The organism is Novosphingobium arvoryzae (genome assembly GCF_014652615.1).
In the GTDB taxonomy this organism is placed as follows: Bacteria; Pseudomonadota; Alphaproteobacteria; order Sphingomonadales; family Sphingomonadaceae; genus Novosphingobium; species Novosphingobium arvoryzae.
The window spans coordinates 145,024-168,398 of sequence record NZ_BMZD01000006.1; the positions used below are offsets into that span (position 1 = coordinate 145,024).

The 23,375-nt window shown below is 67.8% G+C and carries 23 protein-coding genes; 6 read left to right on the forward strand and 17 right to left on the reverse strand.

The features are described 5' to 3' along the window. Positions 1–3 precede the first annotated feature (3 nt). The 7 genes from IE113_RS12865 to IE113_RS12895 form a co-directional block, all read right to left on the reverse strand. Positions 4–1,545 carry an FAD-binding domain-containing protein gene (locus tag IE113_RS12865; RefSeq protein ID WP_229822398.1) on the reverse strand — a complete coding sequence of 514 codons (1,542 nt, stop codon included), beginning with the start codon at positions 1,543–1,545 and terminating at the stop codon, positions 4–6. 11 nt (positions 1,546–1,556) lie between these two features. Next, positions 1,557–2,735 carry an FAD-binding domain-containing protein gene (locus tag IE113_RS12870; RefSeq protein WP_189542133.1) on the reverse strand — a complete coding sequence of 393 codons (1,179 nt, stop codon included), beginning with the start codon at positions 2,733–2,735 and terminating at the stop codon, positions 1,557–1,559. Further along, positions 2,723–3,712, reverse strand: a complete 990-nt coding sequence (locus IE113_RS12875; protein WP_189542139.1) for an NAD(P)/FAD-dependent oxidoreductase — start codon at positions 3,710–3,712, stop codon at positions 2,723–2,725. The genes IE113_RS12870 and IE113_RS12875 overlap by 13 nt, the downstream gene beginning before the upstream one ends. 79 nt (positions 3,713–3,791) lie before the next feature. Continuing rightward, the gene (locus tag IE113_RS12880; protein WP_189542141.1) at positions 3,792–5,123 is read right to left on the reverse strand and encodes an ABC1 kinase family protein; all 1,332 of its coding nucleotides are present in this window, start codon (positions 5,121–5,123) and stop codon (positions 3,792–3,794) included. Continuing rightward, positions 5,120–5,473, reverse strand: a complete 354-nt coding sequence (locus IE113_RS12885) for a thiol-disulfide oxidoreductase DCC family protein (protein ID WP_189542143.1) — start codon at positions 5,471–5,473, stop codon at positions 5,120–5,122. Before IE113_RS12885 ends, IE113_RS12880 begins: the two co-directional genes overlap by 4 nt. Positions 5,474–5,533: 60 nt before the next feature. Then, positions 5,534–7,330 carry a DUF885 domain-containing protein gene (locus tag IE113_RS12890; protein WP_189542145.1) on the reverse strand — a complete coding sequence of 599 codons (1,797 nt, stop codon included), beginning with the start codon at positions 7,328–7,330 and terminating at the stop codon, positions 5,534–5,536. Positions 7,331–7,351: 21 nt separating this feature from the next. Next, positions 7,352–8,248, reverse strand: a complete 897-nt coding sequence (locus tag IE113_RS12895; RefSeq protein WP_189542146.1) for a DMT family transporter — start codon at positions 8,246–8,248, stop codon at positions 7,352–7,354. 54 nt (positions 8,249–8,302) lie between these two features. Between IE113_RS12895 and IE113_RS12900 the strand changes: the two genes are divergently transcribed. Then, positions 8,303–9,397, forward strand: coding sequence for an alkene reductase (locus IE113_RS12900; protein WP_189542149.1), 1,095 nt, complete (start codon positions 8,303–8,305; stop codon positions 9,395–9,397). A 17-nt stretch (positions 9,398–9,414) separates the two neighbouring features. Then, positions 9,415–10,296, forward strand: coding sequence for an HpcH/HpaI aldolase/citrate lyase family protein (locus tag IE113_RS12905; protein ID WP_189542151.1), 882 nt, complete (start codon positions 9,415–9,417; stop codon positions 10,294–10,296). Here the strand turns inward: IE113_RS12905 and IE113_RS12910 are convergent. Both IE113_RS12910 and lipB read right to left on the reverse strand, forming a co-directional pair. Then, entirely contained in the window at positions 10,286–10,570 is a 285-nt protein-coding gene (locus tag IE113_RS12910; RefSeq protein WP_189542152.1) for a hypothetical protein, read from the reverse strand. The genes IE113_RS12905 and IE113_RS12910 overlap by 11 nt on opposite strands. Before the next feature lie 8 nt (positions 10,571–10,578). Next, on the reverse strand, positions 10,579–11,256 hold the full coding sequence (gene lipB, locus IE113_RS12915; protein WP_189542153.1) for a lipoyl(octanoyl) transferase LipB: 678 nt from the start codon (positions 11,254–11,256) through the stop codon (positions 10,579–10,581). Between the two features lie 64 nt (positions 11,257–11,320). Here lipB and IE113_RS12920 point away from each other — a divergent pair, with 64 nt between their 5' ends. Next, the gene (locus IE113_RS12920; protein WP_189542154.1) at positions 11,321–12,136 is read left to right on the forward strand and encodes a DUF7847 domain-containing protein; all 816 of its coding nucleotides are present in this window, start codon (positions 11,321–11,323) and stop codon (positions 12,134–12,136) included. Positions 12,137–12,167: 31 nt separating this feature from the next. Continuing rightward, on the forward strand, positions 12,168–13,013 hold the full coding sequence (locus IE113_RS12925; RefSeq protein ID WP_189542156.1) for a hypothetical protein: 846 nt from the start codon (positions 12,168–12,170) through the stop codon (positions 13,011–13,013). 39 nt (positions 13,014–13,052) lie between these two features. On the opposite strand, the gene IE113_RS12930 is transcribed toward IE113_RS12925, so the two are convergent. After that, entirely contained in the window at positions 13,053–13,679 is a 627-nt protein-coding gene (locus IE113_RS12930; protein ID WP_189542158.1) for a class I SAM-dependent methyltransferase, read from the reverse strand. Between the two features lie 99 nt (positions 13,680–13,778). Here IE113_RS12930 and IE113_RS12935 point away from each other — a divergent pair, with 99 nt between their 5' ends. After that, positions 13,779–15,143 (forward strand): MFS transporter, encoded by a 1,365-nt coding sequence (locus IE113_RS12935; RefSeq protein WP_189542160.1) that lies wholly within the window; start codon positions 13,779–13,781, stop codon positions 15,141–15,143. Between the two features lie 9 nt (positions 15,144–15,152). Here IE113_RS12935 and IE113_RS12940 read toward each other — a convergent pair whose 3' ends face one another. Beyond that, the gene (locus IE113_RS12940) at positions 15,153–15,497 is read right to left on the reverse strand and encodes an arsenate reductase family protein (protein ID WP_189542163.1); all 345 of its coding nucleotides are present in this window, start codon (positions 15,495–15,497) and stop codon (positions 15,153–15,155) included. A gap of 141 nt (positions 15,498–15,638) precedes the next feature. Here IE113_RS12940 and IE113_RS12945 point away from each other — a divergent pair, with 141 nt between their 5' ends. Continuing rightward, on the forward strand, positions 15,639–17,741 hold the full coding sequence (locus tag IE113_RS12945; RefSeq protein WP_189542165.1) for a TonB-dependent receptor: 2,103 nt from the start codon (positions 15,639–15,641) through the stop codon (positions 17,739–17,741). A 13-nt stretch (positions 17,742–17,754) separates the two neighbouring features. On the opposite strand, the gene IE113_RS12950 is transcribed toward IE113_RS12945, so the two are convergent. From IE113_RS12950 to pstB, 6 genes are all read right to left on the reverse strand, one after another. Next, positions 17,755–18,291 carry a (2Fe-2S)-binding protein gene (locus IE113_RS12950; protein WP_189542167.1) on the reverse strand — a complete coding sequence of 179 codons (537 nt, stop codon included), beginning with the start codon at positions 18,289–18,291 and terminating at the stop codon, positions 17,755–17,757. Positions 18,292–18,302: 11 nt separating this feature from the next. Further along, complete coding sequence (locus tag IE113_RS12955) at positions 18,303–19,076, reverse strand: class II aldolase/adducin family protein (protein WP_189542169.1); 774 nt, start codon at positions 19,074–19,076, stop codon at positions 18,303–18,305. A gap of 88 nt (positions 19,077–19,164) precedes the next feature. Continuing rightward, a complete protein-coding gene (locus IE113_RS12960; RefSeq protein ID WP_189542171.1) occupies positions 19,165–21,171 on the reverse strand; it encodes a TonB-dependent receptor in 2,007 nt (668 codons plus the stop codon). Positions 21,172–21,215: 44 nt separating this feature from the next. Continuing rightward, positions 21,216–21,905, reverse strand: a complete 690-nt coding sequence (gene phoB, locus IE113_RS12965) for a phosphate regulon transcriptional regulator PhoB (protein WP_373297875.1) — start codon at positions 21,903–21,905, stop codon at positions 21,216–21,218. After that, positions 21,902–22,594: a phosphate signaling complex protein PhoU gene (gene phoU / locus IE113_RS12970; RefSeq protein ID WP_189542175.1), complete on the reverse strand. Its 693-nt coding sequence runs from the start codon at positions 22,592–22,594 to the stop codon at positions 21,902–21,904. The genes phoB and phoU overlap by 4 nt, the downstream gene beginning before the upstream one ends. Positions 22,595–22,604: 10 nt before the next feature. Beyond that, the gene (pstB, locus tag IE113_RS12975) at positions 22,605–23,372 is read right to left on the reverse strand and encodes a phosphate ABC transporter ATP-binding protein PstB (protein ID WP_189542177.1); all 768 of its coding nucleotides are present in this window, start codon (positions 23,370–23,372) and stop codon (positions 22,605–22,607) included. Positions 23,373–23,375 lie beyond the last annotated feature (3 nt).

Here is a 23,375-nt window from a genome sequence, read left to right on the forward strand (position 1 = left end):
ACGTCAGAAGCTGAATTCACCCTGCCCCGGCGTTGGGGCGGGCTTTGGCGCGCGGCGCTTGCCGGTGGGCGGCAGACCCGCCTTGCGGCTGCCGTGGCGCTGCTGGATACCATTGGCGGTCTGGCGAAAGTCTGCGCCTTTGCGCACTGTATAGATCCGCTCCCGCGCGAACCGCGCCGCCGCGACGTGATCGACCAGCGGGCGCGGATAGGTCACCCCCGGCTCCACCCCCCAGCCGCGCAGCACGGTATCCGGCGCGGTCCATGGCTGGTGCAGGAATTCGATCGGCACGGCCGCCAGTTCCGGCAACCAGCGGCGGATGAACACGCCGTCCGGGTCCTGATCGAGCGACTGCTTGACCGGGTTATAGATCCGCGCGGTGTTCACGCCGGTCGTGCCCGATTGCATCTGCGCCTGCGGGAAATGGATGCCGGGCTCGAAATCCGTGAACAGCCGCGCCAGTTCCTGCGCGGGGCGGCGCCAGTCCTGCCACAAGTGATAACTGGAAAAGGCCATCACCATCGAGCGCATCCGGAAGTTGAGCCACCCCGTCGCGCCGAGCGAGCGCATGCAGGCATCGACGAAGGGAAACCCGGTCTGACCCTGTCGCCAGGCCGCGACCAGCGCTTCGTGCTCCGGCCCGACCGGGCGCAAGTCGGCATAGGCCGGGTGCAGGTTGGTGTGCTCGATCGAGGGCTGGTCTTCCAGCTTCTGGATGAAGTGGCAGTGCCAGTGCAGCCGCGCGATGAATGAGCGGATCGAGCCGGTCCAATGCTTGTCCTCGCGTTCGCTCCAGCGCAGCAGCGCGCGCGTTGCGGCCTGATGGGACTCGCGCATGGAGAGGCATCCGAAGGCGAGGTGGGCGGAAATGCGCGAGCAGGCCTCGGCCCCCTCGAGCGGGCTGGACATCGCGCTGCGATAGAACTGCCCGCGCTCGGTCAGGAACGATCCAAGCAAGGCAATCCCCTCGCGCCGCCCGCCGCGCTGACGGTCGGGGCAGGGATCGTCCGCCAGCCACAGTTCGGCCGCATCGGGCCAGGGGTCTGACGGCAGGATAGCCGGCCGCGTCAACGCGGGCCGGGGCAGGACGGGAGCGGCCATCATCCGGTCCCACCGTGCCGCCCAGCCATCGCGCCGGTTCAACGCGCGCCAGACGCCGTGCTGGCGATGCTCCACCAGTGGCACCCCGGCCTGCCGCGCCCAGCGGCGCACCGCCTTGTCGCGGGCGAAGGTCCATTCCAGCCCAGTTTCCTCGTGCGCGTGGATCTGCGCGATGCCGTGGCGGGCGTGGAGATCGGCCAGCACATGCACCGCATCGCCCGTGCGCCGCACCAGCGCGCCCCCGCAGCCGCGCAACTGCCGGTCCAGATCATCCAGGCATTCCCCCAGGAACGCGAACTGCCGCCCGGACAGCGCGGGTTGCCGCCACAGCTCCGGCTCGACGATATAGAGCGCCAGCACCGGGTGCCCGCTCGCCACCGCGGCGGTGAGCGCGGCGTGATCGTGAACGCGCAAGTCGCGCTTGAACCAGACGACGCTGATCACACCCGGCCCCGTTATACCAGACCGGCGACCAGTTTGGGGATGTGCTGGCGGAAGGCGAAAAAGCCCTTGGTGGCGAGCGGCCAGCACTGCGTGTCCCACGCGCGCCTGACGCGGACCAGCCGGATCGAGACAAGGGCCAGCGCGCGCTCGATCTCGTCCAGCACCGGGGCAGAGGGGCCAAGCGGGGCACACGCCGTGACCACCTCGCTCACCCCTGCGTCCAGCGCCCATGCCGCGACCGCTTCCGGGGCAAGCAACTGCCCCGCCAGACCAAACTGCGCCCCCGCCCGGTCCAGTCCATCGGCCAGCGCCCCGGCAGCGAACCGCCCGGCCGGACTGTCGGCTGACGGCGTGGTCAGCGCGGCGAGCGCGACCACCGTTGCCCCCACCGGCAGCGTTTCGGGCGAGAGGTCTTCCTCGGTCAGCAGCAGGGCAACCCGGTCCGTCGCTGGCACCTGCGCTGGCGGGATCGCGCCCGGCGGCGGGTTGGGTGCGACCATCGGCACAGGCAGAGCCTGTTCATCCAGTTGTCCCGCCGGATCGAACCGCCCCAGCGTGTTCAGGCGGATGTTCTCCGCCCGCGCAAGGTAGTGCTTGCCCGGCGTCTGCAAGCCCGCAACCCAGCGCCACGACAGCGTGTTGGAAGCCGGGTCCGCATCGAGCAGATGCTGCGCCATGAACGCCGCGCCCAGTTCCCACGGCAGGCGCAGGGTAAAGATCCAGATCGAGGCAAACCACATCCGCGCGTGGTTGTGCAGCCAGCCGGTCCGGACCAGTTCCGCCGCCCAGGCATCGAAACAGGCGATTCCCGTCTGCCCGCCCCGCGCCGCCGCCAACGCGGCGCTGTCCGCCCATTCCGCTGAAAGCCGCGCCGCCGCCGCGTGGTAATCCGCCAGCACGCCGGGGCGCAGTTCCAGCCATCCTTTCCAGTAGGTCCGCCAGCAGACCTCCTGAATGAACTTGTCCGCCCGCGCGAAGCCGTGGCGGCGCAGCACGGCGGCGATCACTTCCTCCTCGGTCAGGATGCGGCGGCGAATCCACGGCGACAACGCGGAAACATTGCTGCGATCATCCGGCCCCCGATCGATGTTGCGCAGCCGCGCGTAATCGGCCCCGGCATGGGGCAGGAACTCTGCCAGCCGCTCCAGCGCCGCCGCGCGGGTCGGAGTCCAGTCAGTCAGGCCGGGCATGAGGCCGCCGCCTCTGCCATTGCGCGCGCCAGTTGCTGGCCAGAGAGCCACGCGCATTCCACACGCGGGGCGAGCAGCCAGTCACCGCACGCACCCAGCCCCAGCGCCGGATTCCACAGCGCCCCCCGGCCCAGCGCGGCGCTTTGCGCATAGCGCCAGCGGTGCGCGCTGGCGGTAACCGGTTCAGGCAGGTCCGCACTTAGCGCCCCGGCCAGTTCCGCCAGCAGCCGCGCGGCAATATCGGGCGCGTCGCCTTCCAGATTGGCTTCGGACCAGTCCGGGCTGCCTTGCACCACCCAGGCTTCCGGGCCGGTGCGTCCCGGCTTGGCGCTGTTGCGCGCCGCCCAGCCAATCGCGCCGCAATCGCGCAGGATATCGCGCCCGCCCGGCAGCGGTTCTGCAAAGGTGAACATCGCGGTCCAGCACGGCTGCGAGCGGGCGACCAGAGCCGCGCCCGCCATCTCGAAATCATGCAGCGAGAGGAACGGCAGCGCCTGCTCCGCCGGGATCGCCAGAACCAGAGCATCGAACGGCCCCAGCGGCCCGGCGTCGGTATGAACCAGCCAGCCCCCGTCCTGCCGCACGATCCGTTCCGCCCGCGTGTTCCAGCGCACGTCATGCGCAGAGGCGAGCGCCTTGATCACGGCATTCATCCCCGGCGTGCCGACCCAGGCATCCGCGCCCGCGACTGGCCACGGCGCCGCGACGCCTGCCGCCGCCCACTCTGCCACCTGCTGGCGAAAGCCGGGATCGCGCGCCGTGAAATATTGCGCGCCGTGGTCGAACGCGGCCTGCCCCAGCGGCGTCTCCATCCGCCGGGTCGACATCCGCCCGCCCGGTCCGCGCGCCTTGTCGATCAGCGTCACTGCATGGCCGACGCTGGCCAGCGCGCCAGCGCACGACAGCCCCGCCATGCCCGCGCCGACAATCAGGACGCTGGAAAATGCGCGGGTTGGCGTGGGTTCGGGGCTGGGCATGGGCGATAGTCCTTCAAACGCGTTGCTCCCGCCTTGGCCTTGCCGCCTTCAAGCCGCAACATGACCAAAGGGCCAGCGCTCAGGCTGGCTCCGCCGTTCCCGCAATCGAATCCGCCACCATTTCGCGCAGCGGCAGCCTTGCCTGCATCCGCACCGCCAGCAGCGCGGTGCCGCTGACCTTGCGCTGGACAAACAGCGTGTCGGCGGGCGGAATGTGCCAGGCCGCGCGATCAGCCGCGATCCCTTCGGCATGGCGGCGCACCTGCTCCACGAACGAACGGTCCGCGAAATCGAACAGCCCCGGCTTGCCCAGATGCGCCATCAGCACCGCGATCATGGCGTCGAGGGCGGCGCCGTGGCGTTCCAGCGTGGTGGAAGTGACGAAGCCGACCTCCACCAACGCGGCGCGCAGGGCAGCCTGATCCTCGGCCAGCCCGGCCTGCATCAGCCGGCGATAGGCCGCCGTGGTGGCTGCGGGAACGGCCCGCGCCGCGCCAAAATCCAGCAACACGATCCGGCCGGTGTCCGCCTGCCAGCGATAATTGGCAAAGTTGGGATCGGTCTGCATGAAGCCGAATTCGAACAATTCGCGCAGCACCAGCCCCAGCAGCGCGCCCATCGCCGCATCGCGGGTTTCAGCCGGAGCCTCCTGCAACGTCTCGATGCTCTGGCCCGGCACGAAATCCATCGCCAGCACCCGCCCGGTCGACAGGTCATCCACCGGCGCGGGCAGGACGAAGGCCGGATCGCCCGCCAGCAGCGTGTGATAGCGGCGCATCTGCTCCGCCTCGCGGCAATAATCGGCTTCCTCGTGCAGCTGTCGCTTCGCCTCCGCCAGCAGCGGCGCGATGTCGAGCGAGGCGGGCAGCAGGCTGGACAGGCGCAGCAGCGTGGCGACATTGTCGACATCGGCATCGATGCTGTCGGCCACGCCCGGATACTGCACTTTCACTGCCAGCACGCGCCCATCGGCCATTTGCGCGCGGTGGACCTGTCCGATCGAGGCGGCGGCCAGCGGCGTCGCCTCGAACCGGGCGAACCGCCGCCGCCAGTCCGTCCCCAGTTCTGCCGCCAGCACCCGGTTGAGCTGCGCGGGCGGCATGAAGTGCGCGGAATCGCGCAGCCTGGCCAGGATCGTGGTCAGTTCCGCGGGCAGCAGATCGCCCGCGTCCATGGAAATCATCTGCCCCAGCTTCATCGCCGCACCACGCAGGCGCGACAGCTGCTCGGTCACGCGCGCCGCATTGGCCGGGGTCAGCAGCAGTTGCGACAGCTGCGGCCGCTCCCCCGCCGCCAGCCGCCGCGCCCCTTCGGCCAGCACCCCGCCCGCGATCCCGCCCGCCATCTGCCCGAACGAGGCCAGCCGCGACAGGCGAGCGGAGGGAACCTTGCGATAGCGGGAATCGCTCATGCCAGCAGTCTTTGCAGTTGGGGGCGAACTTTCAGAAACGCCAGATAGGCCCGCTCGAACAGAGCGGCGAACACGGGCAGCCGCGCCAGCAGGCCCAGCGGGCGCAGCAGCGGGATGGCCCGCCACATCGCGGCAAACGCCGCCGCCCCGCTCAGCATCACGCCGTTTTCCTGCGCATGGAACCGCGAGAGCAACACTGCCCGGTCAAGCGGGCACGAGGCGTCGCCCTTTGCCGCGTCGATGAACCGGATGCGCCCGGCCCGGTCCAGCCGCCGCATCAGCGCGATTTCGCGCTGGCACAGCGGGCAGGCGCCGTCATGCCAGACAGTCAGGGGTTCGGCCTCGGTCATGAACTACCCCTAGGCCGCGCGCCCGCAGGCTGCGAGCCGCCTTTTGGACCATGTCCTGCTTCAACGCGCCGTGACCGGTTCCTCGAACATCAGCGACCGCACGTATTTCGCGGGCGGAGAGCCGTACGACAGCACCGTATCGTGATAGCGCCGCAGGGTGAAATCCTTGCCCCAGCGGCGCTCCGCCTCGGCGCGCAGATCCTTGTGTTCCTCGTAGCCGGTGAAATAGCTGAGCAGCTGGACCGAGGTCAGGCTGGCGCGCACCCACTTGCCCGCCGCTTCGCGTTCCTGCTGGAACGCCCCGCGCATCATCAGGTCCATCGCCGCCTCGCGGCCCATCCCCTCGGTATGGATGCCGATGTCGAGCAGCGTGTTGGTGATCGAACGCAGCCGCATTTTCAGCACTGTCAGCGCGAACAGCGGATCGCCGTTCAGATAGCCCGCGTCCTTCATCACCCCTTCGGCATAGACCGCCCAGCCTTCCACGAACGGCCCGGACCACAGGACCGCGCGCAGCGTGCTGGGGCTGCGGTTGGAATGATCGAGCTGGGTGTAATGCCCCGGCATCGCCTCGTGGATGCCCAGATCGTGGATCATGTAGTCGTTGTATTCGGACAGGTAGCTGGTTGCCTGCTCCTCGCTCCACTCCGCCGGAACGGGCGAGACGGCGTAGAAGTTCTGCAAGTGCCGCTCCAGCGGCCCCGGCGGATCGTTGTAGGCGACGGAGTTGCCTTGCTGGAACTTGGGCATGGTGATGACCCGCACCGGCCCGTCTGGCATCCGGATCAGGTTGTTCGCGCGGACGAATTCGGTCGCTTCGGCCAGGGTTTCGCGAGCGCGCTGTTCCAGCTGGTCGCGCGGCGGACGCTTGGCATAGGACAGCGCCAGCGCCGCCTCGATCACCGCCTGCTGCTGCGCGGCGTTGGGCGCATCGGGCATTTCGAGCGTGCTGTTCCTGTCGGCCAGCGCCTTGCGCGACAGGGCGTACATTTCGGCGCGGGTCGCGGCAAAGGCGGCCTCGGCCCGCTGCTTCAGCTGGGGCCGGGTAATGTCGGACAGCAGCGCGAACTGCATCTTCTGGTCGTAGATCTGCGCGCCCAGCCGGAAATCGCCCTTGGCCTGCGGGACCAGCACCGTATCCAGCCAGACCTGCTGCTCTGCCACCGCCTGCTTGAGGTTCTTCAGCGCCGTGTCGAAGCGCGCCCGGTCGGCGGGCTTCAGCACCCCGGCCTGCGGGGCGAGCATCCCTTCGGCGATCTCCACGATCCCGCCGTTCTGGCTGGCGACGACTTCGGCGAACACCCTGGGCACGCGCGCGGGGACCAGCTGGCGGCGGCTTTCACGCAGGAACCGGGGCAGCGCCTCCATCCGCGCGGTCGCGGATTTCAGGCGGACGTCCCACGGGGCAAAGTCGCGCGCGGCTAGGCCATAAAGCGCCCCGGCGGCGATATCGTTGTAAACCTGCGCGTTCCACGCCCAGTCCTGCACCGTGTCCTGCATCCACAGCCGATAGCGCAGCTCGTTCTCCAGCATGGCCGCATCGACCTGATTCTCGCGCGAGAGCTGCGCCCGGTCGATCCGGCCGAGGGCGCCGAGTAACTGCCGCCAAGCTGCGGCGCGGGCGGCGCGGCCCTTGGCGGTCACATCGGGCAGCAGGTGGTCGTGGCGGTGTTCGCCCAGCACCGTCGCCTCGACCGGGGACAGGCGCGTGGACAGGGTGATGAACAGGTCGGCGATGCCGGCGAACTGCGCGTCGGCGGTCTGCGGTTTGGCAACCTGCGCCGCCGGGGCGGCCAGGGCGGGGCTGGCCACCAGTGTGGCGGCGGCAAGGGCAAATGCGGTGCGAAGCGTGGTCATGCCGCGCAGGCTAGCGGGCGATCACGCCGCCGTCGATGGTTTCCCGGACCCGCGCACCAGAACGAGACCAGCGGCGACCAAGGCCATACCGATGGCGTCCAGCGGGCTCAGCACCTCGTCAAACCAAACCCAGCCGACCGCCACCGAGACCACCGGCTGGGTCAGCAGTGCCAGCCCCACCACCAGCGGCGAAAAGTGGCGCAGTGCAAACACCAGCAGCCCCTGCCCGATCAGCTGGCTGGTAATCGACAGCGCGACGACCGGCGTCCAGTCCGTCGGCCAGAACGGTTCGCCCAGCGCAAGCGCCACGCCGACCATCACCGGCAGGCCCGCCAGGCTCGACCAGAACAGCAGGCTCCAACTGCCCAGCGTCTCGCGGCCCTTCTGCGCCAGCAGGATGTAGAAGGTGTAGAGGAACCCGGCGAGCAGACAGAGCAGATCGCCGACCAGCGTGGTGTGATCGATTTCCAGGCTGCGCCCCAGCAGGATCGCGCTGCCCACAATCGCGGCGGCAAAGGCCAGCCATTCGTTCGCGCGCGGCGCGCGGCGCAGCACGAACAGGCCCCACGCGACGATCAGGATCGAGCCGGAATTGCCGAACAGGGTGGCGTTGCCCAGCCGCGTGAGCTCGATCCCCAGATGCCAGCTCGACAGGTCGAGCGCGAAGAAGATCCCGCCAGCCATGACCGCCAGCAAGACCCCGCGCGGCACGCCGCCCAGCCGCTGGCCGTTGGCGCGGGCCAGCAGCGCGAAGAACGGGATCGCCAGCGCCAGTCGCCAGAAACCGGCGGATACCGGCCCGGTATCGGCCAGCCGCACCCACAGCGGCCCCAGCGCCAGCGCCACGTTTCCGCCCAGCAATGCGGCAAAGTGCCACGCGTTCCAGCCCCGATCCGCGCCCGCGGTTGCATTCGTCATGCGGTTGCCTTAGCCGCACGATTAAATTCGCAAAACATATTTGGTGGAGGTTCCATGCACGAAGCCCTGTTCCAGCCGGTCCAGCTGGGCGCAATTTCCGCTGCCAACCGCATCCTGATGGCCCCGCTGACCCGCGGCCGCGCCGATGCGGATGCCGTGCCTAGCGCGCGGATGGCCGAATATTACCGCCAGCGGGCCTCTGCCGGGCTGATCATTTCCGAAGCGACCGCGATCAGCCGCGAAGGCTATGGCTGGCACGCCGCGCCGGGCATCTGGACCCCGGGCCAGACCGAAGCGTGGAAGCCGGTGACCGAAGCCGTGCACCAGGCCGGCGGGAAGATCGTGATGCAGCTGTGGCACATGGGCCGGATTGTCCATTCGGACTATCTGGACGGGCAGGCGCCGCTCTCCGCATCGGCCACCACCGCGCCCGATCATGCGCACACGCCCACGGGCCGCAAGCCGCACGTAGAGGCGCGCCCCGCGACCCTGGATGACATTGCCCGCACCCTCGACGATTACGCCGCCGCCGCCCGCAACGCCAAGGCCGCCGGGTTCGACGGGGTGCAGCTCCACGGCGCGAACGGATACTTCATCGACCAGTTCCTGCGCCTGTCGACCAACCACCGCGATGACGACTACGGCGGCAGCCCGGAAAACCGCACCCGCCTGCTGCGGCAGGTGCTGGAGCGGCTGGTCGCTGTCTGGGGCGCGGACCGGGTATCGGTGCGCCTTTCCCCCAATGGCGATTCACAAGGCTGCGACGATCCCGATCCCGCCGCGATCTTCAGCGAGGCGGCGCGGGTCTGCCAGACGCTCCAGCTGGGCTTTGTCGAGCTGCGCCAGCCGGGGCCGGAGGGCACCTTCGGCCGAACCGACGTGCCCAAGCAGGATGCGCTGATCCGCTCGATCTACACCGGGCCGCTGGTGCTCAACAGCGATTACACCGCCGCCGAGGCTGACGCCGACGTGTCGTCCGGCCGCTGCGACGCGGTCAGCTTTGGCCGTCCGTTCATTTCCAACCCGGACCTGCCCGCACGCATCCGCGCCGGCGCGGAATGGGCGCCCAATGTTAACGTCCCGCAAAGCTGGTATCTGCCAGGAGAGGCGGGTTATATCGACTACCCCGCGATGGACGCGGCGGGCTGAGCGGAGTGCAAGGCAAGATGGCATACCGGTCATGGCTGTTCGTCCCCGGCGACAGCGCCAAGAAGCTGGACAAGGCGGCTGGCACGGCCGCCGATGTCATCATTGTCGACCTGGAAGATTCGGTCACGCCGGACAACAAGCAGCGCGCCCGCGAACAGGCGGTGGAATGGCTGAATGCCCACCGCCGCCAGGTGACCGAGCGGCGGCTGGGGCGCTGGGTGCGGATCAACCCGCTGGACAGCCGGATGTGGCGCGACGATCTGGTGGCGGTTATGGCCGGGGCGCCCGAAGGGATCATGCTGCCCAAGTCCGCCGGGCCGGAATCGGTCCAGCACCTCGCCGCCGAACTCTATGAACTGGAACAGCGCAACGGCGTGCCGACCGGCAGCACCAAAGTGCTGGCGCTGGTCAGCGAAACGGCAGCGGCGGCGATTTCCATCCCGGCCTATGCCACCGCATCGCTGCCGCGCCTCGCCGGGTTGACCTGGGGCGCGGAGGACCTGTCCGCCGCGATCGGCGCCACCCGCAAGCGCGACAAGACCGGCAACTGGACCGACACGTTCCGGTTCGCCCGCACCCAGACCCTGCTGACCGCACATGCGCGCGGGGCGATGGCGATCGACACGCTCCACGCCGACTTTGCTGATGCCAAGGGGCTGCAGCGCGCAGCGGAAGAATCGCGCGCGGACGGCTTTACCGGGATGCTGGCGATCCATCCCGCGCAGTGCGAAATCATCAACGCCGCGTTCACGCCATCGGACGAGGAACTGGCCGAGGCCCGCGCGATTGTGGAGGCATTTGCCGCCAATCCGTCCGTCGGCGCGCTCCAGATCGACCGCCGGATGATCGACCGGCCGCACCTCAAACTGGCGCAGCGCCTGCTGGGGATTAGGGAGTAGGCGCGCTTTCGCCGGCTGCGGCAGGCGCTTCATCCGCCACGGCAGCGGCTTCCTCTGGCGCTTCGCTGGCGGCGGCCTTGGCCTTGTCCCCGCCCTCTGCCCTGGGCGCGAGCGGGGCTTGCGAGCGGACGGAATCGAGCGGAATCATCGCGTCGCTGGCCGAACCGGGCAGAATCTCGCCCGCAGCAGTACCGGCGCCTTCGTCCTTCTTTGACTGGTTGCAGCCCGTCAACGCGGTCAGCACCAGCAGCGCGGTAATCGTGGCAATGCGCATGGGTCCGCTCACTCCTGCCCGCAGGGCTTGTCCAGCGCGGCCAGAAATTCCGGTGCGCGCGCCAGCAATGCCCGATCCCAGGTATCGAAATCAACCGCGACGCCCAGCTTTTGCAGGCTGGTGACGCCAAACTCCTCGATCCCGCAGGGGACGATCCCGCTGAAGTGCGACAGATCGGGCGCCAGGTTTACAGAAAAGCCGTGCATCGTCACCCAGCGGCGGATGCGCACGCCGATGGCGCCGATCTTCGCCTCGCGCCCGTCGGTATCGCGGCACCAGATGCCGATCCTGCCTTCGCTGCGCCAGCTTTCGACACCGAAATCGCCCAGCGTGGCGATCACCCAGCCTTCCAGCGCATGGACGAACCCGCGCACGTCGCGCGCGCGCCGCTTCAAATCCAGCAGGACATAGCCGACCCGCTGGCCTGGGCCGTGATAGGTATAGCGCCCGCCGCGTCCGGCCTCCACCACTTCAAAGCGGGGGTCCAGCAGTTCGGCCACTGCCGCGCTGGTCCCGGCGGTATAGACGGGCGGATGTTCCAGCAGCCAGACCAGTTCACGCGCCTCGCCCGCGGCAATCGCGGCGTTGCGCGCGGTCATTTCATCCAGCGCGGCGCGATAGGGAACGGGCGCGTCATCGCGCCGCCATTCGATCGATTCGGGAAGGCTATCGGGCAACTTGTCCATCACGCGCGTTGCGTGGCGGCAATTGCTGTGGTTATCAAGTGACTTCAACGGGAAGAGGTGCGCAATGCGGTTTGACAGCAATCTGGCATGGAAGGACGCGGCCAGCGCCGTTTCGGCCAATCGCGATGTCCTGCTGGCGCTGGCGGGGGTGTTCTTCGTCCTGCCCAGCTTTGCCTTTGCACTGCTCTATCCCCAGCCGGAACCGCCCGCCGGCGCCGCGCCGGAACAACTGTTCGAACTGATGGGGGCGTTCTATCGCCAGGCCTGGCCGGTCCTGCTGGCCATCGCCGCCGTGCAGATGGTGGGCACCCTGGCGATGCTGACCCTGTTCACCGATCGTAGCCGCCCGACTGTGGGGCAGGCGCTGGCACAGGGCCTGAACGGATTGGTCCCCGTCATCGCAGCACAATTGCTGCTGGGCATGGGACTGGGTCTGGTCGCGCTGATTCCGCTGGTCGCCGCCGGGGCCACGGGCATTCCCGCCGCCGTCGCGCTGGTGATCGTGCTGGCCGGGGCAGTAATGCTGTGGGCCTATATCCGCTCGGCGCTGGTCAGCCCGGCCGTGGTGGTGGACGGGATCCGCAATCCGGTGGCCGCCCTGCGCCGCAGCTTCGCCTTGACCCGGGGCAACGCCGGGCGGATCGCGCTGTTCTTCCTGCTGCTGGTGGTCGCCTTCGTGATCGTCGTGGGGGTGATTTCAGCCTTGCTGGGAATGCTGTTTGAAGTGGTGATCGGCGGGGAAACCGCCACGGCGCTGACCGCGCTGGTATCCAGCGCGGGCGAAGCGGTGATGGCTGTCTATTTCGTGGCGGTGGTCGCCGCGACGCATCGCCAGCTGGCGGGGCCATCGGCAGACGCAACGGCAGCCCGCTTCGAATAGCGCAGCGGGGGCAAAACGGGGGGGAAACGATATGCGCTTCAGTGGCAGCCGGGCCTTGTCGGAGGCTCTACAGATCATGCTGGCCCGGATTGGCCCGCTGATCGCGGTGACGATCATCGGCTATGTCGCGATCTTCGCGCTCAGCGGCGGAGTGCTGGCCAGCATGTTGCCCGCCATGCTCGGCAGCGCGCAGGAGGGCACGGCGCAAACGCCCGACGCCCTGTTCGCACAGTTCGGCGGCGGGATATTCCTGCTCTACATCGTGATCTACGCGGTCAGCTTTGCCCAGCAGGCGGCCTCTTGCCGGCTCTGTTCCGACCGGCACGAAGCCTCGATCGGCGGGGCAATCAGCGCCGGGATCAAGTGCGTGCCGACCCTGTTCGGGGTGGCGATCCTGCTGCTCATTGCCCTGCTCGCGCTGGCGCTGGTGGCCAGCCTGGGCATGGCCGGGATCGTGGCCGGAACCGAATCGGCGGGGCTGAGCTTTGTGCTGGCGCTGCTCATGCTGGCGGGTTTCATCTATGTCTTCGTGCGCCTGTCGATGATCCTGCCGGTGGTGGCCATCGACGATGTCCGCAACCCCATCACCGCCATCGGCAATGCCTGGCGGATGACCGGCGGCAACGTGCTGCGGCTGGTGCTGGTATACCTGCTGGTCCTGGTGGTCATGGGGGTGCTGTTCATGGTGCTGAGCGCGCTGACGCTGGGTTCGTTCAACCCCGGCGCGGCCCCGTCGCTGGGCAACATGGTCGGCTTTGGCGTGCTGATGCTGGTCTATGGCCTGACCGTGGGGCTTTATTTCCTGGCGCTGGTCGCCGCGATCCATCGCCAGCTGGCCGACACTTCGGTCAGCGCGGTGGAAGAGACCTTTGCCTGACCTGCCCGGCAGTCCGGGGTGGCCGGTGGCCGCCCCGGTTCAGTCCTTCCAGCCCCAGTAGAGCTTGCACGGCAGCACATTGAGCGGTTCGAAGCCGGCATCGATGTGGGTAAAATGCCGCGCCATGTAATCGCGCGCGGCAGCCGTGAACTGATAGACCAGAAACGCGCCGCCCGGCCGCAGCACCTTGTGGGTCGCCGCCGCGATCGCTTCACCCACGCCGTCCGGCAGCGTGGAAAACGGCAGGCCCGACAGCACGTAATCGGCATGGTCGTGCCCGTGGGCGCGGATGATTTCCTCGACATCGGCCGCCGACCCCAGCACCGGGATGAAGCGGCTATCGGTGATCGTCGCCTTCAGATAGTCGATATAGAGCGGGTTCGTATCGATCACGATCAACTGCCCGTCGCGCGGCAGGCGTTCCAGCACCGGGCGACAGAATGTGCCGACGCCGGGACCGTATTCAACGAACAGCTTGCACTCGTTCCACTTCACCGGGGCCAGCATCTTGGCAATGGTGAAACGGGATGACGGGATGATCGATCCGACCATCACCGGCTCCTTCAGAAAGCCTTCCAGGAAGACCCCCCAGGGGCCGGCCATCCGCTTGATTCGGCGCGCAAACCGCTGTGGCCAGGCCTCTTGGGCAAGCTCGGTCGTGGTCATGCTGGATCGCTGGTCCCGTAATGGAAACTGTCAGCCCGGTCGTTTGCAAATTTGACCAGCCATTGCAAGGCGCATCGGACCGGACTAGCCACAGCAACGATGACCAGTAGCAACCTGCAACCGGACGCCCCGCCCAACCAGCCGACCACCGCGACCCTGCCGCGCGGGCGGCTGGTGCTGTTGTTCATGGTGATGCTGGTGACGGCCGCGGGCAACACCGCGATGCAATCGGTCATGCCCGCCATCGGCACCGCCCTGAAGGTGGAGGATTTCTGGATCAGCCTGGCCTACACTTGGTCGGCGCTGCTCTGGATGATCTGCGCACCGTGGTGGGCGCGCAAGTCCGACCAGCGCGGGCGCAAGGCGATGATGGCCATCGGGCTGATGGGCTTCATCTCCAGCTTCGGGCTGTGCGGGCTGGCGCTTTATCTGGGATTGCATGGCTACCTTGGCGCGCTGGGCACCCTGCTGCTGTTCGCGTTGTGCCGTTCGCTTTATGGCCTGTTCGGATCGGCTGCGCCGCCTGCGGTGCAGGCTTATGTCGCCAGCCGCACCAGCCGGGCGGAGCGGACGCAGGCGCTCTCGCTGATCTCGTCCAGCTTCGGCCTTGGCACGGTGCTGGGCCCGGCGCTGGCTCCGCTGCTGATCCTGCCGCTGCTGGGGCTGGTCAGTCCATTCCTGGCCTTCACCCTGATCGCGGTGATCGTGCTGATCGCACTGCGGCTGCGCCTGCCCGACGATACCCCCGCCTTTGCCGGGCGCGGCGATGTGATGGCCGCGCCGTTCAGCGCCAATTCCAACGCCAGCCGCCAGTCCGATGATGATGACACCGAAGCCGAAATCGCCGACGCCGCCGCGCCGCCGCCGGACAAGCTGTCGTGGAAGGACAGCCGGATGCGGCCCTGGCTGGTCGCCGGATTGCTGGGCGGGCATGCCCAGGCGGCGGTCATGGGGATCATCGGCTTTCTGGTGCTCGACCGGCTGGGCCTGCGCGCCACGCCAGAGCTGGGTGCGGGGCCGACCGGGCGCATCCTGATGATGGGCGCGCTGGCGACGCTGCTGGCGCAGTGGGGGCTGATCCCGATGCTGAAGCTGGGGCCGCGCGCATCGTGCCTGTGGGGTATTGCCCTGGCCGCGATCGGGACGGGGCTGCTCGCCTTCGCCCACGCCGAACACACCATCATGGTCTGCTTCGCGCTCGCTTCGCTGGGGTTCGGGCTGTTTCGCCCCGGCTTTACCGCCGGCTCATCGCTGGCGGTCAGCCGCGCGGAACAGGGGCAGTCCGCCGGGATCGTGGCCTCGGTCAACGGCGCGGCCTATATCTTCGCGCCGGCCATCGGCGTGTGGCTTTATGGCCATTCGCAGTGGATCGGCTTTGCCGTGATCGAGGCGCTGTGCCTGGCCGTGATCGTGCTCGGCTGGCGCTCGCTCAGCGTTGATGACGGCTTGACCGGCGCGCGCTGAAATCCGCGCCTACAGGATTTCGTGGACCTTTTCCTGCGGACGGCACAGGCGCACGCCCTTGTCCGTCTCAACCAGCGGACGTTCGATCAGCTTCGGCTCTGCCGCCATCGCCGCCAGCACGGTGGCGTCATCGGCCTGCGGCAGGCCGCGCTCCTCCGCATCGGTGCCGCGCAGGCGCAAGCCCTGCTGCGGGTTGATCCCGGCATCGCGATAGAGCTGCGCCAGCTTGTCCGCGCTGGGCGGGTTCTGCAAGTACTCGATCACTGTCACGTCCAGCCCCGGCGTCTCCTGCAGGATCGCCAGCGTCTTGCGCGAAGTGCCGCACGCCGGGTTGTGCCAGATGGTTGCCTGCATGGTTGCCGTTCCTTTCGTGCCAGCCAGTTCTGCCGCGCCTTTGGCACAAAATCGGTCAGCGGGAAATTTGATCCTTGTCAATGAGAGCGATTCGCATTAGCGGCATCATCGTTGTTGCAAATCATTCGCATTAAGGATCCCATGACCCACACCCCGCGCCTTCGCCAGTTCGCCCTTCTCTGCACCAGCGCGCTGGGAACCCTGGGCTGGGCCGCCCCCGCGATGGCCGAAATGGCGGCCGATGCGGCGGATTCGCCGACGATCATCGTCTATGGCCGCCCCGACGGCTACGACACCGAAAAGACCCCGACCGCAACCAAGACCAGCACCCCGCTGGTCGATGTGCCGCAGGCGATGAACGTGATCAGCCGCGAACAGCTGAACGATCAGGGCATCGATTCTCTGGGCGATGCGCTGCGCTTCGTCCCCGGCGTCGTGCTGGGCCAGGGCGAAGGCCACCGCGACCAGATCACCCTGCGCGGGCAAAGCTCCACCGCGGATTTCTTCGTCGATGGCCTGCGTGACGATGCGCAATACTACCGCCCGCTCTACAACGCCGAGCGTGTCGAAGTGCTGAAGGGCGCCAACGCGCTGATCTTTGGCCGGGGTGGCGGCGGCGGGGTGATCAACCGCGTATCCAAGGCCCCCGAATATGACCGCACCCGCGTGGGCGCCAATGCCAGCGTTGACACGTTCGGTGGCTGGACGCTGTCGGCGGACCTCGGCGCGCCGCTGTCCGACACCATCGGCACCCGCATCAACGCCGCCTATGAGGAATTCGACAACCACCGGCAGAACTATGGTGGCCACTTCATCGGCGTGACGCCCACGATCGGCGCACAGCTTGGCGAAGCCACCACGCTGACCGTGACCTATGAATACGCCGAGGATGACCGCCTGACCGACCGCGGCGTCCCCTCGCGCGCGGGCCAGCCGCTGACCGGCTATGACGCCACCTTCTTCGGCAGCGTCGATCTCAACCGCAGCGAAGTGACCGCGCATCTCGCCCATATGCGGCTGGACCACGCCTTTTCCGACAGCCTGAGCGCCAATTTCAACGCCCAGTACGCCCATTACGACAAGTATTATGGCAACGTCTTCCCGCGCGCGGCGGTGACCGCCGCCAATACGGTGGAGCTGACCGGTTACAATAGCACCACGGTGCGCGAAAACGGGATCGTGCAGGGCAATCTTGTCTGGACCGGCGACACCGGCGGAATTGGCCACACCTTGCTGCTGGGCTTTGAAGCCGCAACCCAGGACACCGCCGCTACCCGCGCCGATGCCAGATTTGGCGGTGCGACCGTGACCTCCGTGGCTTTGGCCAAGCAGATCACCTTGCCGAGCGGGATCACGTTTGGCCCGATCACCAGTTCGTCCGTATCCGATGTTCGCGCGCTGTCCGCCTATGTGCAGGACCAGATCGACATCGGTGAGCACCTGAAGCTGGTCGCCGGCCTTCGCTATGACGACTTCCGCATCACCTCCACCAACCGGATCAACGGGTTCAAGGGACAGCGCAGCGACGGCAAGTGGTCCCCCCGGCTGGGCGTGATCGTCAAGCCGCAGGACAACCTCTCGCTCTATGCCAGCTATGCCAAGAGCTTCCTGCCGCAGTCGGGCGACCAGTTCACCGTGCTGGACGCCACGACCCAGGCGCTGGCCCCCGAATCGTTCCGCAATCTGGAAGCCGGGGTGAAGTGGGATATTTCGACCGCGCTGGCCTTTACGCTGGCCGCCTATCAGCTGGACCGCACCAACACCCGCGCGACCGATCCCGTCACCGGCAACGTGGTGCAGACGGGCAAGAGCCGGACCAAGGGCATCGAGGCATCACTGGTCGGGCAGCTGACCGACGGGCTGCAAGTCTCGCTCGGCTATGCCCTGCAGGACGGCGAAATCCGCGCCACCACCACCGCTGCCCCTGCCGGGCGCCGTCTGGCGCAGCTGCCGCGCCACCAGCTGTCGGCCTGGGGCCGCTATCAGCTCACGGACAAGCTGGGGATCGGACTGGGCCTGCTGCACCAGTCTAGCCAGTTCTCCACTATCAGCAGCGCGGTGCGCATGCCCGCCTTCACGCGCCTCGATGCCGGGGTGTTCTATGACGTGTCGGACCGGATCGCGCTGCAGCTGAACGTCGAGAACCTGACCGACGCGGACTACTTCCCCAGCGCGCATACCGATAACAACATCACGGCCGGCGAACCGCTCAATGCAAAACTGACGCTGCGGGTGAAGTACTGAGGGGCGCTGGCCCCTACTCCCCCCGCATCGCCGGAACCGCGCGGGCGGCGTCTTCGGGCGTCAGGCCCGGAGCGGGGGCCGCGCTGATCGTTTCCAGCCGCCGCATCACGCGCCCGGCGCGCTGGATCGCGCGGACCAGCCGGGGATAGACCCCGCATCGGCACAGGTTCGGCACGGCAGCGGCGATATCTTCCGGCGTGGGATCGGCATTGCGCGCCAGCAGCGCGGCGGCCGAAATGGCGATGCCGGGGGTGCAGAACCCGCACTGGATCGCCTGTTCGGCCACCAGCGCCTGCTGCACCGGATGCGACCGGTCGGGCGAAAGCCCCTCAATCGTGGTGACGACCCGCCCTTCCGCTTCGCCCAGCGTGATCAGGCAGCTGCGCAGCGCCGCGCCGTCGACCAGCACCATGCACGCGCCGCAATCGCCCGATCCGCAGCCATACTTGGTCCCGGTCAGGTTCGCGGCGCTGCGCAGGCCCCACAGCAGCGGGGTCTGCGGGTCCATCCGAAATTCGAGCGGACGGTCATTGACGGTCAGGCGGGTCATCTAGCGCGAAATCAGTCGCGCCAGCTGCGGTCGATCTTGTCGATCCGGCGGGTCCACGCCTCGAAATCGCCCTGCCCCGGCAGCTTGCCCGGCACCTGCCCCTGCGCCAGATCGCGCTGGTGGACGGCCACGACCTCGTCCGGCACCAGCACGGGCTTGCCCATCGCCAGCGTCGCCATCTGGATTTCGCACGCGCGCTGCAGCGACCAATGCTGGATGAAGATTTCCGGGATCGAGCGGCCCAGGATCACAGGGCCGTGGTTCTTCAGCATCAGGATGCGCTTGTCACCCAGGTTGGCGAGCAGCCGCTCCCCTTCCTCGGCGCGCACGGTGATGCCTTCGAAATCATGATAGGCCAGCTTGCCGATGAAGTTGCAGGCATAAAAGTTCACCGGTTGCAGCCCGCCTTCCAGGCTGCACACCGCCATCGTCGCGGTGGTGTGGGTGTGGACGATGGCATGGGCCCACGGCACGTGGCGATGGAAATAGCTGTGCTGCACGAACCCGGCCTTGTTCACCGGATAGGGGCTGCCATCCAGCGTGTTGCCATCGATGTCGATCTTGACCAGGTTCGAGGCGCAGACTTCGGAATAGAGCAAGCCGAACGGGTTGATCAGGAACGCGTTATCCTCACCCGGCACGCGCACCGAGATGTGGTTGTAGATCGACTCGGCCCAGCCAAGGTGATCGAAGATGCGATAGCACGCGGCCAGTTCCTGCCGCGCCTGCCATTCTTCCTCGCTGCATTCGATGTTGCGCGCATGCGCGTTCAACTGGGTGGCCATCGGCGTCTCCATCATTTTGTCGTTGAGGCGGCACCGGAGCGGGGGAGCGGGCCGGTGCCGTCTGTTGCGCCAGCAACACTAAGCCAAATCAACGCCCGATGGAAACGCTCAATCCGGCCCAGACCGTGCGGGGCGTGCCCAGGTCGATGGAGCCGCCCTGATTGCGGGTGACGATGGTTTCGTCGGTCAGGTTCTCACCCCGCAGCACCACTGTGAAGCGCGGGCTGAGCGGCACGCGGATCACCGCGTCGAGCGTGGTCGCGGACGGCTGGAGATCGGTTTCCAGATCATCCTCATACTGCGCACCGATGTGCCGCAGCGTGGCCGACAGCAGCCAGCCATCGCGCGGCATCCACGCCACCGTTGCGCTGGCGGCCAGCTTGGCGACTTGCGCGGGACGCTTGCCATCCAGCGCCAGCGAGGCCCCGCTGGCCTGCACTTCGGCATCGGTCAGCGCCAGCGCGCCATCGAACCGGACCGTCCCCAGCCTGGCCGAGGCCGCCAGTTCCACCCCGCGCGAATGCACCGCATCGACATTGCGGCGCTCGCGCAGGTTGGTGCCAATGGTGACGTTGGCGATGGCGTTCTTCACCTTGTTGTCGAACGCGGTCAGGTTCAGCGTCACGCCGTCAACCGGGGCGAGGTCCACGCCCGCCTCGAACCCCAGCAATTCCTCATTCCGCAAGGCCGCATTGGCGCGCGTGGTGACGGGGAACACGGCGAAGGGCCGGTAGAGTTCGTTCAGGGTCGGCTGGCGCAGACTGGTATAGGCCGCCGCCCGCAGCGCCACGCCTGCTGCCGCCTGCACCCGCGCGCCGCCACGCCAGCTGACGTCCCAGCCCGCGCGGTCTGCAAAGATGTTGTTGATGGTGGTCGTCCCGGCAGCGTTCGCCTCGGTGAAGCTGCCATCGCGGATCGTCCAGCGATCGGCCCGGACGCCGCCGGTCAGCGTCAGCGCGTCCAGCGTCCAGCTGTCCTCCAGATAGAGCCCCAGATCAGTGTTGCGCCCGCCTGCGCGGCGGCGCGCGGTGACGAGGCCGGTAACCCCGCTGTAGGCCTCTTCCTGCGTGCGCCCGGTCATGCTGCGCCAGTCCGCACCCAGCCGCACTTCATGCCCGCCGCCCACCGGTGGGCGCAGTTCCAGCTTGCCGCCGATCCCGGTGGCGGGGGTGCGGCGCTGGTGCAGCGTCTTGCGGAAACTGGTGGAGCTGATCACGATATTGGAGAAATCGCGCGCCTGCACATAAGCCAGCGCATCGAACTGCCACGCGCCCCGGCCGACCAGCCGCACGCTGGCGTCCTGCCCGCGCGTGGCGGTATCTGCCCCGGCAAAGCGCAAGGTGCGCTGATCGTCATAGGCCAGCCCCCGGACCTGCAGTTCCACTGTGTCGGTCAGCGGCGCGACCGCGCGCAGCCCTGCCGACCAGCTGTCATAGCGCGCCCGTGCGCTGGCCGCGACGCGCTGGGCCACGGGCGTGGTCCAGAACCCCTGCCCCCGGTCCCAGCGCCCGCTGAGCACGGCAAAGCCCTGCCCCAGTTCCGGTGCGAGCGTGGCGGACAACTCGCTTTCGCCCCGGTCGTTGACCAGCACGCTGGCGTTCAGCAGGTCCAGTTCATCCGCGCCCGCGCTGACCATTTCGATGGTTCCGGCCACCGCCCCCGCGCCGAATGCGCCAGATCCGCCCCCACGCGTCACCAGCACGCGCGACAGGCGTTCGGGCGCGATGCCGGAAAACGGGATGTAGCCAAAGAACGGGTCGGCCTGCGGCACGCCGTCGAGCAGGATCAGCGTGCGGCTGGAGGCATTGCCGCCCAGCCCGCGGAACGTCACCCCTTGCGCGGACGGATTGGCCGAGCGGCTGTCCGAGCGGCGAAACTGCTGAAACCCCGCAGCGGACGCCAGCACGTCCTCCAGCCGCCCCGATGCCGCGCCAGCGATCCGGTCACGCGCGATCGCCTGTACGCCATAGATGCCGTCTTCGGCAGTGCGGTCCAGCCCCTGTCCGGTAACGACGATGGTCTGGTCATCCGCCGTTTCGGCGTGGGCGGAAACCGGCAGGGCGAGAAGGGCGACGGGGATCAGGACATAGCGCATAGCGTGATGCCTTTGCCGCAATCCCCGCGCTTTTCAATGCGGACTTAGGCCAGTTCCATCGAATAGCCGGCGGCGCGCACGGTGCGGATCAGGCTTTCCTCGTCCGGCCGGTCGATCGCCTGGCGCAGGCGGCGGATGTGGACGTCCACGGTGCGCTCGTCGATCTCGCGGTCCATGCCCCAGACGGCGTCGATCAGCTGCTGGCGGGAATGGACCCGGCCCGGCCGTTCCATGAAGTGGCGCAGCAGGCGGAACTCGGTCGGCCCCAGCTTCAGCGTCTCGCCCGCCCGGCGTACGCGGTGGGCGACCGGGTCCAGTTCCAGATCGGCCACTTTCAGCACGTCGCCTTCCAGCGCGGGACGGCTGCGGCGCAGCAGCGCCTCGACCCGGGCGAGCAGTTCACGCGGGGAGAACGGCTTGGTCACGTAATCGTCGGCGCCGGTCTTCAGGCCGCGAATGCGGTCTTCCTCCTCGCCACGCGCGGTCAGCATCAGGATCGGCACGCGGGCGCTGTCCTTGTGGCGGCGCAGCTGGCGGCAGACCTCGATCCCGGACAGGTTCTCGATCATCCAGTCGAGGATGATCGCGTCGGGCACGCTCTCGCGGACCATGACCAGCGCTTCCTCGCCATCGGGCGTGACGCGCACGTCATACCCTTCGGACTTGAGGTTCCATTCCAGCAACTCGGACAGTGCCGCATCGTCCTCGACGATGAGGATCGAGGCGGCCATCAGTCGGCCTTCTCGACCCCGGCAGGCAACTCGCGCGAGGCGTGGTAGATGCCGGTCGCCGCGAAATAGACCATTTCCGCCACGTTGGTCGCATGGTCGCCGATGCGTTCCAGGTTGCGCGCCACGAACAGCAGCTGCGCCGCGCTGGAAATCGTCGCCGGGTTTTCCATCATGTGGGCCACCAGGTTGCGGAAGATGCTGTCGTAGAAGTTGTCGAGCTTTTCGTCGCGCGCGATCACTTCCAGCGCCAGTTCCGCATCGCGCGAACCATAGGCGTTGAGCACGTCGCGGACCATACCCTGGGCGATTTCCGCCATGGCGGGGACCAGGATCAGCGGTTCGAACTTCTTCAGCCGCTCGATCTGGCCGACGCGCTTGGCGATGTTCTTGGCATAGTCGCCAATCCGCTCGACCACACCGGAAATCTTGAGCGCGGCGATCACGTCGCGCAGGTCGTCCGCCATCGGCGCGCGCAGCGCGATCACGCGCACGGCCAGCCGGTCCACTTCTGCTTCCAGCGCGTCCAGCTTGGCGTCGGCCTGGACCACGGTCTGGGCCAGCACTTCATCGCGCTGCACCAGCGCTTCCACCGCGTCGCGGATCGCGACTTCGGCCAGTCCGCCCATTTCGGCGACCAGCCCGCGCAACTGCGCGATTTCGTTATCGAATGCCTTGACGGTATGTTCGGCCATGATCGTTTCCTCAGCCGTAGCGGCCCGTGATGTAATCCTTGGTGCGCTCTTCGCGCGGATTGGTGAAGATGTCCTCGGTCACGCCGTATTCGACGACCGTGCCGAGGTGGAAGAACGCGGTGCGCTGTGACACGCGCGCAGCCTGCTGCATCGAGTGGGTGACGATCACGATCGCGTAGCGTTCCTTCAGATCGTCGATCAGCTCCTCGATCCGGGCGGTGGCGATGGGGTCCAGCGCAGAGCACGGCTCGTCCATCAGGATCACTTCGGGGCTGACCGCGATGGCGCGGGCAATGCACAGGCGCTGCTGCTGGCCACCGGACAGGGCAGTACCGGATTCGGCCAGCCGGTCCTTGACCTCGTCCCACAGGCCGGCGCGGCGCAGCGACTTTTCGACAATCGCGTCCATGTCGGCCTTGTTGCCGGCCAACCCGTGAATGCGCGGGCCATAGGCCACGTTTTCATAGATCGACTTGGGGAACGGGTTGGGCTTTTGAAACACCATGCCCACCCGCGCGCGCAGTTCGACCACGTCCATGCCGCTGGCGTAGATGTCCTGCCCGTCCAGCGCGATCTGGCCTTCCACGCGGCATCCCGCGATGGTGTCGTTCATCCGGTTGAGCGTGCGCAGAAACGTCGACTTGCCGCAGCCCGACGGGCCGATGAACGCCGTCACCACGCCGGTCGAGATGTCGATCGAGACATCGTTGATGGCCTGCTTCGCGCCGTAGAACACGTTCACGTTGCGGGCCGCGATCTTGAGTTTCTGTTCTGTCATGGG